Here is a 14,610-nt window from a genome sequence, read left to right as displayed (position 1 = left end):
CGGCCGGGCGGCTCATCCGCCCGGCCGCGGCAGGACCGGACCTGCCGCGCCCGCACGCGGGCGCGGCAGCGAGGCGAGCGGCCGCAGGGCGGGCGCGGCCTCCAGCGGGCGGTCGGTGAAGAAGCGGGCGACCAGGTCCGCCACGTCGTCGGGCCGTTCCAGGACGACCCAGTGGTCGGAGTCACCGATCGTCAGGAAGCGGCTGCCCTCGATCGTCGCCGCGAAGGCGCGCTGGCGTTCGGGGGAGGTCACGGTGTCGTGCTCGCCCGCGAAGACCAGTGCGGGCACCCCGCTCAAGCCGCCGGAGAAGTCCGGCCGGTGCCCCAGAGCCCTGCGCAGCGACTGCGCCGCGTGCGGGGAATCGGCGAGCGCGTGCACGAACGACCGCCGGACATAGCGCCGCGCGAGTTCCCTGCGGTGGACCCGGCGCTCCGGGTCCAGGCACATCAGCGCCTCGGCGGTCAGGGTGGCGAGCCCCTCCGTGTCACCTTCTCCCAGCCGGTCGACCGCCCGGCTCCACTGGCTCCGCTGGGCGTCGCTGATGTGCGCCGGTACGCCGCCGAGGACCAGGCGCGCGATCCGGCCGGGATCCTGCCGGGCGCAGCCGAACGCGATCGACGTGCCGTAGGAGAACCCGAAGAGGTTGACCCGGGCCACACCCAGATCGTCGATGATGCCGGTGACGGCGGTGTGCAGGAGGTCGTCGCCGGTGCCGGGCGGCAGCGGATCGGCGCTGCCCATGCCGGGCAGGTCGGCGGTGACGACGGTGGCGTGCGGGCCCAGATGCTCGTCCATCTGCGGCCAGCCGTACATCCCCTGGAGCGCGCCGCCGAGGACGACGACCGGTTCCGTGCGGGGCGAGGGCTGCGCCAGGACGCGGTAGCTGTAGCGCAGCCCGTGCACCGACAGGTTCCGGATGATCTCGTCGGGCATGGTCATCGGTCCTTACGTCCGGTGCGTGGTCAGGCCCTGGTGAGGACCAGGGCGGCGTTGTGCCCGCCGAAGCCGAGCGAGGTCTTGACGGCGGCGTCGAAGGCACCCGCCCTGGCCTCCTTGCTCACCACCTCGATCGGGATGTCCGGGTCGGGGGCGTCGAGATTGACGGTGGGAGGCACCAGTTGGTGCTGGAGGGCGAGCACGGTCAGGGCGGTCTCGATGCCGCCCGCGGCGCCCAGGGTGTGGCCGGTCATCGCCTTCGTGGACGTGACGAGGGGGTGGTCGCCCAGGACGCGGCGCAGCATCGTCGCCTCGATCAGGTCGTTCGCCACGGTCGAGGTGCCGTGGGCGTTGACGTGCCCGATGTCGGCGGCGGCCACCCCGGCGTCCGCGAGGGCGGTGCGCAGGGCCCGTTCGATGCCGCGCCCGTCGGGGTCGGGGGCGACGGCGGAGTACGCGTCGCTGGACGCCCCGTAGCCGGCGACGTGGGCGCGGACGGTGGCGCCCCGGGCGGCCGCGTGTTCGGGGCGCTCCAGGACGAGGAGGCCGGCGCCCTCGCCGACGACGAAGCCGTCGCGGTGGCTGTCGAAGGGCCGGCAGGCCGCCTCGGGGTCCTCGCGCCGCGTGGAGACGGCCTTCAGCCGGCAGGCGCTGGCGATCAGCAGCCGGGAGCAGACGGACTCCGCGCCGCCCGCCACGACGATGTCGCAGGCGCCGGTGCGCAGCATCTGGTGGGCGGTACCGATGGCGACGGTGCCGGAGGAGCAGGCGGTGGAGACCGCCTGGCTCGGCCCGTGTGCGCCGAGGTCGGTGGCGACACTGCTGGCGGCGCCGTTGACGACGGTGAGAGGGGCCAGTTTGGGCGAGACCCGGCGGGCGCCCCGCTCGGTGAGAGCGGTGTGCTGCTCGTCGTAGAAGGGCAGTCCGCCGTGGGCGGAGCCGATGACGACGGCGACACGGCCGCTGTCCCAGACCGAGGGGTCGAGTCCGGCGTCCGCGACGGCCTCACGGGCGGCGATGACGGCGAGCTGCGAGAAGCGGTCCATGAGCCGCTGGGTCGCGACCCCGAGCACGGCCCTCGTGTCGAGACCGGTGATGGTGTACATGAAGTCGCAGGGCAGGTCGTGCAGTTCGGGCCGGTGCAGGACCGATGGCGCGTCGGCGGCCTCGGACACCCCGCGCCAGGCGGCGGCGGCACCGACGCCGGCCGCGGTGACCAGGCCGATACCGGTGACGGCGGCGGCGAAGGGCGCGGGACGGTAGGGGGCCGTCATGCCGCGGCCTTGCGGTGTACGGCGTCGACCAGTTGGCCGACGGTGTCGCGCGAGGTCAGCTGGACGTCGTCGAGATCGACGCCCATCCGGTCCTCGATGAGGAGCCGCAGTTCCTCCAGGGCCAGCGAATCCAGCCTGAGCTGACGGAGCGAGGCCTCGGGGCGGATCGCCACCGGGTCGGTTCCGAAGTTCGCCACCAGCAAGGTGCTGATCTCGTCTGCCGTGCTCATGGGGGCACTCCTCCGCTGTCGTACGCGGTGACGCCTTGCCGCGTGAAGGTGTGAGTGCCGTCGGGGGACGCCGGCTGGTCCGGAGCAATCTTTTATACGCCCTGCGGGCGGCCGGTCCGGTCCGCGTTCCCCCGTGCGGAGGGTGGCTGTCCAGGTGTGCGAATCCGCCGGGGTGCGACGATGGGGTTGCGATACTGGCGAGAGGGAGGACGGGCATGGCAGTGGAGAACGGCAACGAGGCGCCCGCACAGGTCAGCCCGACCAACTGGGTGGCGAGGCAGGCCGAGCTGTACGAGTCCTCGGGCGGCACCAAGGGCACGACGCAGCTCGGTGTCCCCTGCCTGCTGCTCGACTACGTCGGGCGGCGCAGCGGCGCCCTGCGGCGCACGGTGCTGATGTATGGACGCGACGGCGACGACTACCTGATCGTGGGGTCGAACGGCGGTTCGGACCGCCATCCGCTCTGGTACCTGAACCTCCTGGCGAACCCGGCCGTCGACCTCCGGGTGGGCCCCGAGCGGTTCCCGGCCGTCGCCGAGACGCTGTCCGCCGAAGAGAGGGAACGGGTCTGGCCCCATCTGGTGGAGCTGTTCCCCCGGTACGCGCAGTACCGGCGCGGCACCGACCGCGAGATCCCGGTGGTCCGGCTGCGCAGGACCGCTCCGGCCGCGGACTGACCAACGGGCCTCCTCATGGCGGGGCTTCGCCCGTAAACTCCGCGATCATGAAGATCGAAACCAGTCAGGCAGCCGCGACGGCCGAGGCCGAGGCCCTGTTCTCCACCATGTCCACGATGCGCGCGATGCGCCGCCTCAAGCCGGAGCCCGTGCCGGACGAGACGATCGAGCAGCTCATACAGGCCGCCGTCTGGGGCCCCAGCGGCGGCAACATGCAGTGTTACGAGTACGTCGTGGTGACGGACCGTGAGGTGATGGCACGTCTGGCGCCGCTGTGGAAGCGGTGCGTGGACGCGTATCTGGCGACGACCGGGAAGTACGCGCCGAAGGGCATGGACGACGCGGCGTACGGCCGGATGGTCGCGGCGATCGAGTACCAGCGCGACCACTTCGCCGACACACCTGCGCTGATCATCCCCTGCTACCGGTTCCCGGAGCCGCGCATGGAGGCGGAGGGCCTGGCCGCGTACGCCGAGGCGCTCGGTCCGGCCGGAGTCGAGCACATGATGTCCACACAGACTCGTTTCCAGGCGCTCGCCGAGGGCTCCTGCGTGTACCCGGGGGTCCAGAACGTCCTGCTCGCCGCCCGGGCCCTGGGGCTCGCGGCGAACGTCACCATCTGGCACCTGATGCTGGAGCAGGAGTGGAAGGCAGCTCTCGGCATCCCCGACGACATGGAGACCTTCGCGGCGATTCCCGTCGGATGGCCGATGGGCAACTTCGGCCCCGTCCGGCGCCGCCCGGTGGCCGACGTCATCCACCGCGACCGCTGGTAGGACTCCGCCGTTCGGACCGCGTCACCCCTGGCGCGGCCCGGACAGCAGGGCACCGCCCACAACTCCATTGGAGTGAAAGGGAGTTGAACACGCGGGGAGTGATTGTCATGCCCTGAACAGATCGATAGCCTGGGCGGGCTTCGCGGCCTCCCTGCCCACCCCACCCGGGCCCGGGGGCCGTTCTTCTCCCCCACAGAGCAGGAGCAGGTATGCCCACTCGCGCCGCCGCCCACACCAAGGCCCGCGCCTCCTTGCTGGCGGCCCTCACCGCCACCGTCCTGGCCGCGACCGGCACCCCGGCCCTCGCCGCGACGGACACCGGGCACCCGATGAACCGGGCGTTCGAGCGGGCCGCCGAGACCTTCGACGTACCCCGCGATCTGCTCGCCGCCGTCGGTTACGGCGAGACCCGGCTCGACGGCCACTCCGGCCGCCCCAGCCAGGCGAACGGCTACGGCGTCATGCACCTGGTCAGCAACCCCGCGAGCCGGACCCTGGAACGGGCCGCCGGTCTCACCGGGAAGCCCCTGTCCGAGCTCCGCACCGACACCACGGCAAACATCCTGGGCGGCGCCGCCGTGCTGCGCGGGTACGCGGACAAGCTCGGGCTCGACGCGCGGGACCGCGACGACCTCGGCGCCTGGTACCCGGCCGTCGCCCGGTACAGCGGCACCGAGGGGCCGGCCGCAGCCCTCTACGCCGACACGGTCTACACCTTCCTGGCGGACGGGCTCGACGCCGTCACCCCCGAGGGCGAGCGCATCTCCGTGACGGGCCGCCCGGTGTCACCGCAGAAAGGTTCACTCACCACCGCGGACGCGAGCACCCGGAGCGCCGACTACCCGTCCGCGCTGTGGGTGCCGGCCGATCCGAACAACTTCGCCACGGGCCGCTCGGCGGCGATCGACAAGGTGGTCATCCACGTCACGCAGGGCTCGTACGCCGGCTCGATCAGCTGGTTCCAGGACCCGGTGTCCGAGGTGAGCGCCCACTACGTGGTGCGCTCGTCGGACGGCCAGATCACCCAGATGGTGCGCGACAGCGACACCGCGTACCACGCGCGGAGCGCCAACGCCTCGGCGCTCGGCATCGAACACGAGGGCTTCATCGACGACCCGTCCTGGTTCACGGACTCGATGTACCGCTCCTCGGCCGCCCTGAGCGCGCACCTGTGCGACAGGTACGGCATCCCGAAGGACCGCGCCCACATCCTGGGGCACGTCGAGGTGCCGGGCAACGACCACACCGACCCCGGACCGTACTGGGACTGGAACCGCTACATGGAACTGGTCGGCGGCAGCAACGACGGCGGCACCGGCGCCGACGGGCTGAGCTTCACGGCGTACGCGACACAGCGCAGCGGATCGACGGGCGCCCAGGTCAAGGCCGCACAGACGCTGTTGAACGCGCAGGGCTACCCGGCCGGCGAGGCGGACGGCAGCTTCGGCCCGGCCACACAGAGCGCGGTGACGGCGTTCCAGTCGGCTCGCGGGCTGGACGCCGACGGCGTGGTGGGAGCCAGGACCTGGACCGCGCTGCTCTCCGCCGGCGCCACGTCCACGCTCGCCGAGGGCGCCTCGGGCGACGGAGTGAAGCGGCTCCAGCGCTCCCTGACCGCGGCGCTCGGCTCGACGGTCGGCGTCGACGGGCTCTTCGGTCCGGGGACGGCGACGGCGGTGCGGAGCTACCAGACGAGCCGGGGACTGACGGCGGACGGGATCGTGGGGCCGGGCACCTGGACGGCACTCCAGGCGGGCCGCTGACACCGAGGCCCCGGCGCCGGCCTTCGCGGCGAGGGCAAGTCGCTGCTGGACTCGCACATGGGTGACGCGGTGCCGCGTCGGGACATCCGCCGGTTCCTGGACCGGTGGCGGGCGGGAGCGTGCCGGTGGAGGAGGTGCACACCGGCACGCTCCCGCTGGAGGAGGGCCGTACCCCGGGTGCGGTCAGCCCCGCGATGGCGTTCCGGCCCGCTCGTAGCGCAGTTCCACGACCCCGTTGCCGAAGGTCCGGGTCCCCGCGAGCCGGAGCGCGGTCATGGTGTCCGCCGACGGGAACAGGGGCTTCCCCCGGCCGATGAGGACCGGATGGACGTAGACCCAGTACTCGTCGATCAGTCCGAGCGCCGCGAAGGACGCGGCGAGGTCGGCGCCGCCGAGGGACAGATCGCCGCCGGGCTGCGCCTTCAGCGCCATGACCTCTTCGGGCACGACGTCGTGGACGACCGTGGAGTTCCAGTCCGCCCTCTGCAGGGTCCGGGAGTAGACGTACTTCGGCATGTTCCGCCAGATGACGGCGAACTCGGCCATGGGCCCCGCGTTGGCGGGATCCTGGTCGGCGGTGGGCCAGAAGTCCGCCATCAGCTCATGGACGACCCGCCCTTCGAGGAATCCGCCCATCTCCGCGATCCGCTCGTTGAAGTAGCGGTGCAGTTCCTCGTCGACCCGGTGCCAGCTGATGTCCCGGTCCGGTCCCTCCATGAATCCGTCGAGGGACATGGACATCGAGTAGATGATCTTCCTCATTGCGAACCTCACGGCGGCATGGGGGCGGGCCTGCGGAGACGATTTCGACCATACCCGGCAGGCGTTCGCGCGAGCGGTATCCGGAACACCCCGCGTGATCCACGCCGGGGGTCGGATCTCCGAACCTCCCGGGCCCGGGGGCGGACAGGAGCGGTCACCCGGCTCCCCCGCGCCGGCACGGGGGCACGGCAACGGACAACGGGACGGGAACGGCGGCGCGGGCGGACGGGCTGCACCGTGCGGGCCCGGCCGCCTACCATTCCTGCAAAACGGTACGCACAGCCGGCGGCGAGGAGCTCCTGGTGCTGGTACTCGATGCGGACGACGCCGCGCAACCCCCGGTCCTCTCCGCACTGACGGACCCAGAGACCGCCGAGCCCCCCGGCATCTCTTCCGGCACGGTGGAACCCTCTGCCGGCGCGTCATCGGGCGAGGCCGCCCCGCGCACCCCGGCAGGGGCGTGGCCCCTCCCCCAAGCTCCCGGGCCGGCGGCGTGAGAGTCGGTGCGGCACGCACCGCCGCGGTCCGCTGGGTGGCCGCCCACGCCCGTCCCGCCCCCGGCTACCGAGGGGCGTACTTCAGCGGCTCGACGGTCGGCCGGCCCGACGACGCCGAGCTGCCGGCTTCGTCCGACGTCGACGTCGTGGTCGTCACGGAGGAGGACGAGCCCCCCGCCAAGCCCGGCAAACTCCGTCACGAGGGAGCTCTGTTGGAGATCACCTACGTGCCGTGGGCCGAGCTGCGCGACCCGGAGGCGGTGCTCTCCTCGTACCACCTGGCAGGCAGTTTCCGTCGTGACACGGTCATCGACGATCCCACCGGCGGACTGCGCGCGCTGCACGCGGCCGTCTCGCCCCGCTTCGCCGAGCGGGGCTGGGTGCGCCGCCGGTGCCTGGACGCCCGTCAGCGTGTCGCGGGCCGTCTGGCCGCACTCGACGTCTCCGCGCCCTTTCACGAGCAGGTGCCGGCCTGGATGTTCCCCACCGGGGTCACCACCCACGTCCTGCTGGTCGCCGCACTGCGCAATCCCACCGTGCGTCTGCGCTACCGGGCCGTGCGCGACGTACTCACCGCCTACGGGCAGCCGGGCCTCTATCGCGAGCTGCTGGAACTTCTCGGCTGCGCCGATGTCTCCGAGCGGCAGGTGCGGCACCATGTGGCCGAACTGACGCGGACGTTCGACGCCACGGTCCCCGTGGCGCGCACCCCGTTCTTCTTCAGCAGCGATCTCACCGAGCAGGCGCGCCCCATCGCCGTCGACGGCAGCCTGGAACTGCTCGACCGGGGCGAGCACCGTGAGGCGGTGTTCTGGATCGTCGCGACGCTCGCCCGCTGCCACGCGGTGCTGGCCGTGGACGCCCCGGCGCTGCACATCGCGCGGCTGCCCGCGTTCGAGGCGGCCGTGGCGGAACTCACCGGGATCACGTGTACCGCCGACCTGCTGGACCGGCGCGACGAGGTCCTCGGGTTCCTGCCCCGGCTGGGCGTGGCCACGGAGGCCGTGCTGGCGTCCAACCCGGACACCACCGGGTAGGACGCGAGGCCCTCTGCCGTCGCGTCGCTCGCTCTGCTAATTTGCCCACATGTTCGTTCCTCGTGCGTAGGGCCCCATGCCGACCGCACCCGCTGTCCCGGGTGCGGCACTCCGGTGTCCCCGCACGCCCGCAGCGCCGCGTCCCCGCGCCGCCTTCACGAGGAACGTCATCGTGCTCACGCCTTCTTCCGCGCCCTCGCGCGCGCCTTCGTACGCCACCGTGCTCCGTACCCCGCATGCCGCACGCACCTTCGGTGCCGCTCTGCTGGGACGGCTCTCCTACGGAATCGTCCCCCTCTCCCTCCTGCTGGCGATCAAGGACGCCACCGGCTCGTACGCCATGGCCGGTGGCGCGATGGCCCTGTTCGGGGCCGCGAGCGTCCTTCTCTCCCCCGCCCGTGCGGCGTTGATCGACCGGCACGGTCCGCGCCGGGCCCTGCCTCCCATGGCGGGGCTGTACGCGGCGCTGCTCGCCGTGCTCGCCGCGGCCACCTGGGACCCGGGCGCCCCGCCTCTCGTCCTGGGCGCGCTGGCCGTGACGGCGGGTGCCGCCACGCCGCCGCTGGGGCCGGTCATGCGGACGCTGTGGAGCAGCCTCGTTCCCGACCGGGAGCTGCTGCAGCGCGCCTACAGCCTGGACGGCGTCGCCGAGGAACTGCTCTATGTGACGGGCCCGTTGCTGGTGGGGATCGTGGTGACGGTCGCCGAACCGGCCGCCGGTGTCCTGGCCGGGGCGGTGCTCGTGTCCACGGGGGCACTGGCGCTGGTGTCGTCGCCCGCGGTCCCCCGGGTACGGGACGGCGCGCACGCGCTCCCGGCCGACGCGGCCGCCGCGTGCCGGCCGCGGTTGTACGGCATCGTCGCGCTGCGGCACGCGGTCGTGCTGACGGCAGCCGTGGGGCTCTGTCTCGGGGCGCTCGATCTGCTGGTGGTGGCGTTCACCGACCGCCTCCAGGAACCGGCGGCGGTGTCCTGGGTACTGGCGGCCCTGTCCGCCGGGAGTGCCGTCGGCGGCCTCGCCTACGGGGCGGTCCGGTGGAGGTCGCCGAGCCGGGTGCGGCTGCCGCTCGCGGCCGCCGCGCTCGGCGCGGCACTGATGGTGGCCGGAGTGTCGCCGCACCTGTATGTACTGGTCGCCGTCGCAGCGGTGGCCGGGCTCTTCGTCGCCCCCGCGCTCACGACCGCGTACCTGATCGCCGATGAATCGGTCGACGCCGCCCGGCGCACCCAGGCGGGCGCCTGGGTCAATACGGCGTTCAACGCCGGGTCCTCGGGCGGTACGGCCGTGATCGGCCTGCTCGTGGACCGGCTGCCGCTCGCCCTGTGCTTCGTGCTGGCGGCGGCCCCGGCGGTGGTGTGCGCGGCGGTGGTCGCGCACGCCGGGGCCCGCGGCCGCCGGACGGCGGGGACGGGGGCCCCGAAGGCCGTCGGCGGAGCTTGATCGCGCCGTCCGCCGCCAACGAGGTGGCCGGTGATGTCACGGGCGTCGTCGCTCGCCAGCAACGGGATGACGGGGGCGAGGTCCGTGTGCGGCGCGCCTCCTCAGCGGCGGAGGCGTCCCGGGAATGCCAAGGAGGCGGCCACGCACCCTGCGAACGGGTGCGTGGCCGCCTCCAGGAAGGCTCTCAGCACATCACTTCAGGCCGAACGCCCGGATGATCTCCTGGTCCACCGCGAGACCGCTGCCGCCCTCGGCGTGCGCCTTGAGCGAGACGGCGGTGGCGCCCTTCTTCGGGGTCTTGAACCGGGCGGTCCAGGAACCGGCCGAGTCCTTCTTCAGCTGCACCGCGTTCCAGGTCTTCCCGTCGTCGTAGCTGACCGACAGCGAGGCCTTCGTCGCCTTCACGGCGCCCTCCAGCCACTCCTGCGTGGTGGACGACAGGCCGATCTCGGTCCACCCGCCGGCCTTCACGTCACCGGCCAGGTCCGTGTCGACGTCGTAGTCCAGCTGAAGCAGCGGGATGTCCGCCTGGTACGGGCCCTCGGGGTCGAGTGCGCGCGAGAGGAACCCCCATTCCGTGTGCGTGCGGACGGACGTCTTCCAGGCGTCGGCGTCGCGCGCGGCGTCGACCACCAGGCGGTAGGGCAGCTCCTCGGGGGCGAGGTTCCCGGCGTACCCGGCGCGGCCCGGCACCTGGTCGAGCAGCGTGTCGCCCTGGTACAGAGCGGCCGTTCCGGTGTCGTACTCCTTGTCCGGCATGGCGCCCGAGTGACCGGCGCCCCCGTCCGTCCACGGCGTGATGTTGTACTGCATGTCGCCGTACGTGGTGCGGAACGGGCCCCAGTAGCCGGTGCCCAGGCGCGGCCGGGCGACCGGTGCGAACCAGTCGGCGGGGTAGGTGCGGCCCGCCGTGTAGTCCAGGTCGGTGCTGCGCTCCTCCAGCGAGGTGTCCGTGCCCGTCTCGTTGAGCACCGAGTGGTCTTCGTACCAGAACGAGTCGCCCGGCAGTGGGTTGACCCACTCGGTGCGGGTGGCGGGGTACTTCTCGTACTCGGGGAAGCCGATGCCGTAGCCGTAGTCGGGGATGTCGTAGCGGTAGCCCGCGCCGACGGCGTCCCGGTGACCGTAGAAGGTGTTCTCCACCTTCGCGAGCTGCCGGGTGGACGGGGCGAATGCGAGCGAGCGGTCCGGGATCGTGCCGTCGTGACGGTCGACCAGGTCGTACACGTAGCTCGTGTACTTCCGCTGGTCGACGGTCACCGTCTCGCCACGCAGGGCGGCCTTCACGAGGCCCTCTCCCGCGAGGCGCTGGACGGAGGCGACCGGGACGGCCAGGGTGGTGCCGTAGTCGGCGTACGACTCCATCAGCACGCCGTCGCCCGAATTGACGACGAACAGTGCCTTCGCACCGGCGGCGATCGCGGCCGCGGCACGGTCGGCGGGGGCCACCGCGTCGCTGCTGCGGATCACGACGGCCTTGCCCTCGGCATCCAGGCCCTCGTAGTCGGCGGGGGCGCCGTTGCCCGCGAAGACGCTCCCGTAGCGCCGGTCGCTGTCCTCGGCGACGGCCGAACCGCCCTGCGCGGTCACCGGGACGTCGCGCCCGTGGGCCGTCAGGTCGATCTGCTTCTCGCCCCGGCGCCAGCGCGTGAGGAAGGAGAAGCTGCCCTGGGTGACCTTCTCGGTCGGGCTCGCCCACAGTTGGTCGTACGTCAGCGGGATCTGGTAGGCGTCACGCTGGACGGTGCCGTCCGGCGCGGTGCGCGCCATGTCGTAGCGCAGCTGCCGGGTCTCCGTCTCCTTCGGCGTCTTCACGGCGACCTTGTGGGCCTTGGAGGCGTCGAGGGTGACGGTGGTGGACTTGTCCAGGATGATCTCGGGGGCGGCCAGGAAGGCGAGGGCCTGCGAGTCGGCGGTGTCACCCTTGATGTCGGCGGCGGACCAGGCGGTGTAGTTGCCCGGGGGCATCCGCAGCGTGGTCGTCCCGGACACCTGGACGGGAGTCAGGTTCGGGTCGCCCAGGGCGGCGAGGACGACGATGCCGTCCATCGGCCCGCCTGAGCGGTCACGCAGCTCCAGCGTCAGGTCGTAGAGCTCCTGCTCCTTGTTCAGCGCGAATCCGGTGTGCGCGACGACGGCGCCGGAGGCGTCCTTCGCGAGGACCTGACCGGAGAACGTCGTGTTGTTCACGACCTTCGACGGGTCGAGCGAGAGGACGGCCTGGGCGGTCGCACCGGCCGGGACGGTCAGCTGCTTCACCGACAGCGTGTACGCGTCCGCGTCGCTGTCCGTCGCCAGGTCGAGGGTCACGTCCTCCGTGCCGCTGTTGCGGTAGGTGATCGTGCGCTCGGCGACCGGGTCGGACGGGCTGTGCGGCCAGTCGTAGGACGCGACCTCGACGGATCCGGTGGCCTCGATCTTCGTGTCGACGGCGGCCTTCACGTCGAGCCGGCCGGTGCCCTGCTCGTACGGGGTGTAGGCGGGCAGCACCTTCGACGAGCTCATCAGCGCTTCCTTGATGCGCTGGCCGGTCCAGTCGGGGTGGCGCTCCTTCACGATGGCGGCGGCGCCGGCGACGTGCGGGGTCGCCATCGACGTACCGGACATCGACTGGTACATGCCCTCCATGCCGGGGACCGACTGCGACGCGGCCGCGTTGATGTCGACGCCCGGTGCGGAGAGGTCCGGCTTGAGGCCGTAGGAGCGTGTCAGCGGACCCATGGAGGAGAAGTCCGCGCGGTTGTCCTGCTTGTCGACGGCGGCGATGGTGAGCGCCTTGTCGGCGGAGCCGGGCGAACCGATGGTGCCGGCGCCGTAGGCGTTGCCCGCAGCGATCACGTACAGCGGACCGCCGTCGGCCGACAGGGCGTTGACGGCCTGGGACATGGGGTCGCTGCCGTCGTCGGGGATGCTGGAGCCGAGGCTCATGGAGACGACGTCGGCGCCCTCCGCCTTCGCCCACTCCATCGCCTCGATGATGCCGGAGTCGGCGCCCGAGCCCCCGTCGCTCAGCACCTTGCCGACGAGCAGGCCGGCCGCCGGGGCGACGCCCTTGTTGACGCCGTCGGAGGCGGCGCCGGAACCGGCGATGGTGGACGCGACGTGCGTGCCGTGGCCGTTCTTGTCGTCGACCTCCTCGCCCGGGACGAAGCTCCTGGTCTCCAGGATGCGGTCCTTGACGTCCGGGTGGTCGGTGTCGATGCCGGTGTCCAGGACGGCGACCTTGATGCCCTTGCCGTCGTACCCCTCGGCCCACGCCTGCGGGGCGTTGATCTGCGGGACGGAGTCCTTGAGTGCCGCCTCGACGCGGCCGTCGAGCCACAGCTTCGCGATGCCGTTGTCCAGGGAACGGGCCGTGGAGGTGCGCGCGATGTCGTCCCAGAAGGCGCGCGCGGTGTCCTTTTCGGCCTTGAGCGCCGCGCCGTGGATGGACTCCAGCGCCCGGACGGCCTTGCTGCCGCGCGGGGCGGCGGGCAGCGAACGGGCCTTGCTCGCCGGGTAGGTGGCGATCAGCGGGATGCCGCCGGTCTTCTTGTCGTCGTAGCCCATCTTCGCGAGGGCGGTGACGTTGAAGAGGCGGCGGTCCAGCTTGCCGGCGGCGATCAGGCTGCCGGCCTCGTCGGGCAGCACGTAGAGGTCGTCCCCCGCCTGCTGGACGTGGACCCCTCCCACGGCGCCCTCGGGACGGTCCACGGTGACGGTGTCCTGCTTGCCGGCACCGTCGGCGTAGTGGACGACGTCGCCGGTGACCAGCGTGATGTCGTACTCGTGGATCGGGGCGCTCCGGTCGGTGGCCGGTGCGGGTCCGGCCGCGGCGGACGCGGAGCCCGTGACGGGCAGCAGCGCGCCGCTCACCAGGGCGACGGAGGTCGCTATGAGGAGGGCTCTGCGCCGCGCGCGAGCGGGTCTCGCCCGGTCGCCGGCGGTGGAGGGTGTGGATGTCATGCAGCTGATCTACCGGTAAAACCGCCGGTTCGTCATGGCCCAAGGCTGGCGGAAAGCCGCCGCGGCGGCTTACCGCCGTTCCAGGACGGCGCCCGCGGGCGTGGTTCAGGCCACGGAATCGATGCGCGCGGCCGGTGCCGGCGAGCCGTGGTGATGGATCGGGGTGTGGGCTCCGGTCAGCGGGACCCCGGTGCCGCCGCGCCGGTCGGCGACGATCTCGGCGGCGATCGACAGGGCCGTCTCCTCGGGCGTACGGGCGCCGAGATCGAGGCCGATCGGTGAGTGGAGCCTGGCGAGTTCGAGTTCGGTGACACCGGCCTCGCGCAGCCGGTCGTTGCGCTCCAGATGGGTGCGGCGCGAGCCCATCGCGCCCACGTAGGCGACCGGCAGCTTCAGGGCGGCCTCCAGGAGCGGGACGTCGAACTTTGCGTCGTGGGTCAGGACGCACAGGACCGTACGGGCGTCGACGTCCGTGGTCGCCAGATAGCGGTGCGGCCAGTCGACGACCAGGTCGTCGGCATCCGGGAAACGTGCCTTCGTGGCGAAGACGGGCCGGGCGTCGCACACCGTGACGTGGTAGCCGAGGAACTTCCCGGCCCGCACCAGTGCGGAGGCGAAGTCGATGGCGCCGAACACGATCATCCGGGGCGGCGGGACACTGGACTCGACGAGCAGGGTGAGCGGCTGCCCGCACTGCGAGCCGTCCGCGCCGATGGAGAGGGTGCCGGTGCGGCCCGCGTCCAGCATCGCCCGGGTCTCCGCGACCACGGTGCGGTCCAGTGCCGGATGTCCGCCGAGCCGGCCCTCGTGACCGCCGTCGGGATGGACCAGCAGGGGCCGGCCGAGCAGTTCGGCGGGCCCGTCGGTGATCCGGGCCAGCGCCGCCGCCTCCCCCCGTGAGGCGGCGGCGAGAGCGGCGGCGAACACCGGACGGGCGGGATCGTCCGCCCGGACCGGTGTCACCAGGATGTCGATGACGCCACCGCAGGTCAGGCCGGCCGCGAAGGCGGTCTCGTCGCTGTAGCCGAACCGCTCCCGTACGGTCGTGCCGTCGTCGAGGGCCTGCCGGCACAGCTCGTACACCGCGCCCTCCACACACCCGCCGGAGACCGAGCCGATCGCCGTGCCGTCCCGGTCGACGGCCAGGGCGGCCCCCGGCCGGCGGGGCGCGCTGCCGCTGACGGCCACGACGGTGGCGACGGCGAAGTCGCGTCCCTGCCCGGCCCACCGGTCGAGTTCCTCGGCGATGTCCAGCATCTCGGTCTCCTTGGC

11 protein-coding genes are annotated in these 14,610 nt (G+C 72.6%); 5 read left to right on the top strand and 6 right to left on the bottom strand.

From position 1 onward, the window contains the following. Nucleotides 1-12 precede the first annotated feature (12 nt). The 3 genes from ABZ434_RS08145 to ABZ434_RS08135 are packed head-to-tail and all read right to left on the bottom strand — an operon-like array spanning nt 13 to nt 2,440. Entirely contained in the window at nt 13-933 is a 921-nt protein-coding gene (locus tag ABZ434_RS08145) for an alpha/beta fold hydrolase (RefSeq protein ID WP_359132994.1), read from the bottom strand. A 29-nt stretch (nt 934-962) separates the two neighbouring features. Then, nucleotides 963-2,210: a beta-ketoacyl-[acyl-carrier-protein] synthase family protein gene (locus ABZ434_RS08140; RefSeq protein ID WP_359132993.1), complete on the bottom strand. Its 1,248-nt coding sequence runs from the start codon at nt 2,208-2,210 to the stop codon at nt 963-965. After that, the gene (locus tag ABZ434_RS08135; protein ID WP_359132992.1) at nt 2,207-2,440 is read right to left on the bottom strand and encodes an acyl carrier protein; all 234 of its coding nucleotides are present in this window, start codon (nt 2,438-2,440) and stop codon (nt 2,207-2,209) included. Before ABZ434_RS08135 ends, ABZ434_RS08140 begins: the two co-directional genes overlap by 4 nt. A gap of 215 nt (nt 2,441-2,655) precedes the next feature. Here ABZ434_RS08135 and ABZ434_RS08130 point away from each other — a divergent pair, with 215 nt between their 5' ends. The 3 genes from ABZ434_RS08130 (at nt 2,656) to ABZ434_RS08120 (ending at nt 5,656) form a co-directional block, all read left to right on the top strand. Next, a complete protein-coding gene (locus tag ABZ434_RS08130; RefSeq protein ID WP_359132991.1) occupies nt 2,656-3,117 on the top strand; it encodes a nitroreductase family deazaflavin-dependent oxidoreductase in 462 nt (153 codons plus the stop codon). A 47-nt stretch (nt 3,118-3,164) separates the two neighbouring features. Beyond that, entirely contained in the window at nt 3,165-3,893 is a 729-nt protein-coding gene (locus tag ABZ434_RS08125) for a nitroreductase family protein (RefSeq protein WP_359132990.1), read from the top strand. 209 nt (nt 3,894-4,102) lie between these two features. Continuing rightward, nucleotides 4,103-5,656, top strand: coding sequence for a peptidoglycan-binding protein (locus ABZ434_RS08120; protein WP_359132989.1), 1,554 nt, complete (start codon nt 4,103-4,105; stop codon nt 5,654-5,656). A gap of 183 nt (nt 5,657-5,839) precedes the next feature. Here the strand turns inward: ABZ434_RS08120 and ABZ434_RS08115 are convergent, their stop codons facing one another. Further along, a complete protein-coding gene (locus ABZ434_RS08115; protein ID WP_359132988.1) occupies nt 5,840-6,418 on the bottom strand; it encodes a dihydrofolate reductase family protein in 579 nt (192 codons plus the stop codon). Between the two features lie 493 nt (nt 6,419-6,911). Here ABZ434_RS08115 and ABZ434_RS08110 point away from each other — a divergent pair, with 493 nt between their 5' ends. Continuing rightward, a complete protein-coding gene (locus tag ABZ434_RS08110) occupies nt 6,912-7,952 on the top strand; it encodes a hypothetical protein (RefSeq protein WP_359132987.1) in 1,041 nt (346 codons plus the stop codon). Between the two features lie 220 nt (nt 7,953-8,172). Continuing rightward, nucleotides 8,173-9,393 (top strand): MFS transporter, encoded by a 1,221-nt coding sequence (locus tag ABZ434_RS08105; RefSeq protein WP_359133263.1) that lies wholly within the window; start codon nt 8,173-8,175, stop codon nt 9,391-9,393. A gap of 192 nt (nt 9,394-9,585) precedes the next feature. Here the strand turns inward: ABZ434_RS08105 and ABZ434_RS08100 are convergent, their stop codons facing one another. Continuing rightward, complete coding sequence (locus ABZ434_RS08100) at nt 9,586-13,338, bottom strand: S8 family serine peptidase (protein WP_359132986.1); 3,753 nt, start codon at nt 13,336-13,338, stop codon at nt 9,586-9,588. A 105-nt stretch (nt 13,339-13,443) separates the two neighbouring features. Then, nucleotides 13,444-14,595, bottom strand: a complete 1,152-nt coding sequence (locus ABZ434_RS08095; protein WP_359132985.1) for an XdhC/CoxI family protein — start codon at nt 14,593-14,595, stop codon at nt 13,444-13,446. Nucleotides 14,596-14,610: the final 15 nt, after the last annotated feature.

Origin of the sequence: Streptomyces sp. NPDC005761, from assembly GCF_040630635.1 — a bacterium.
Lineage (GTDB): Bacteria > Actinomycetota > Actinomycetes > Streptomycetales > Streptomycetaceae > Streptomyces.
Note: the sequence above shows the minus strand (reverse complement) of the source record. Positions and strands in the feature narration are given on the sequence as shown.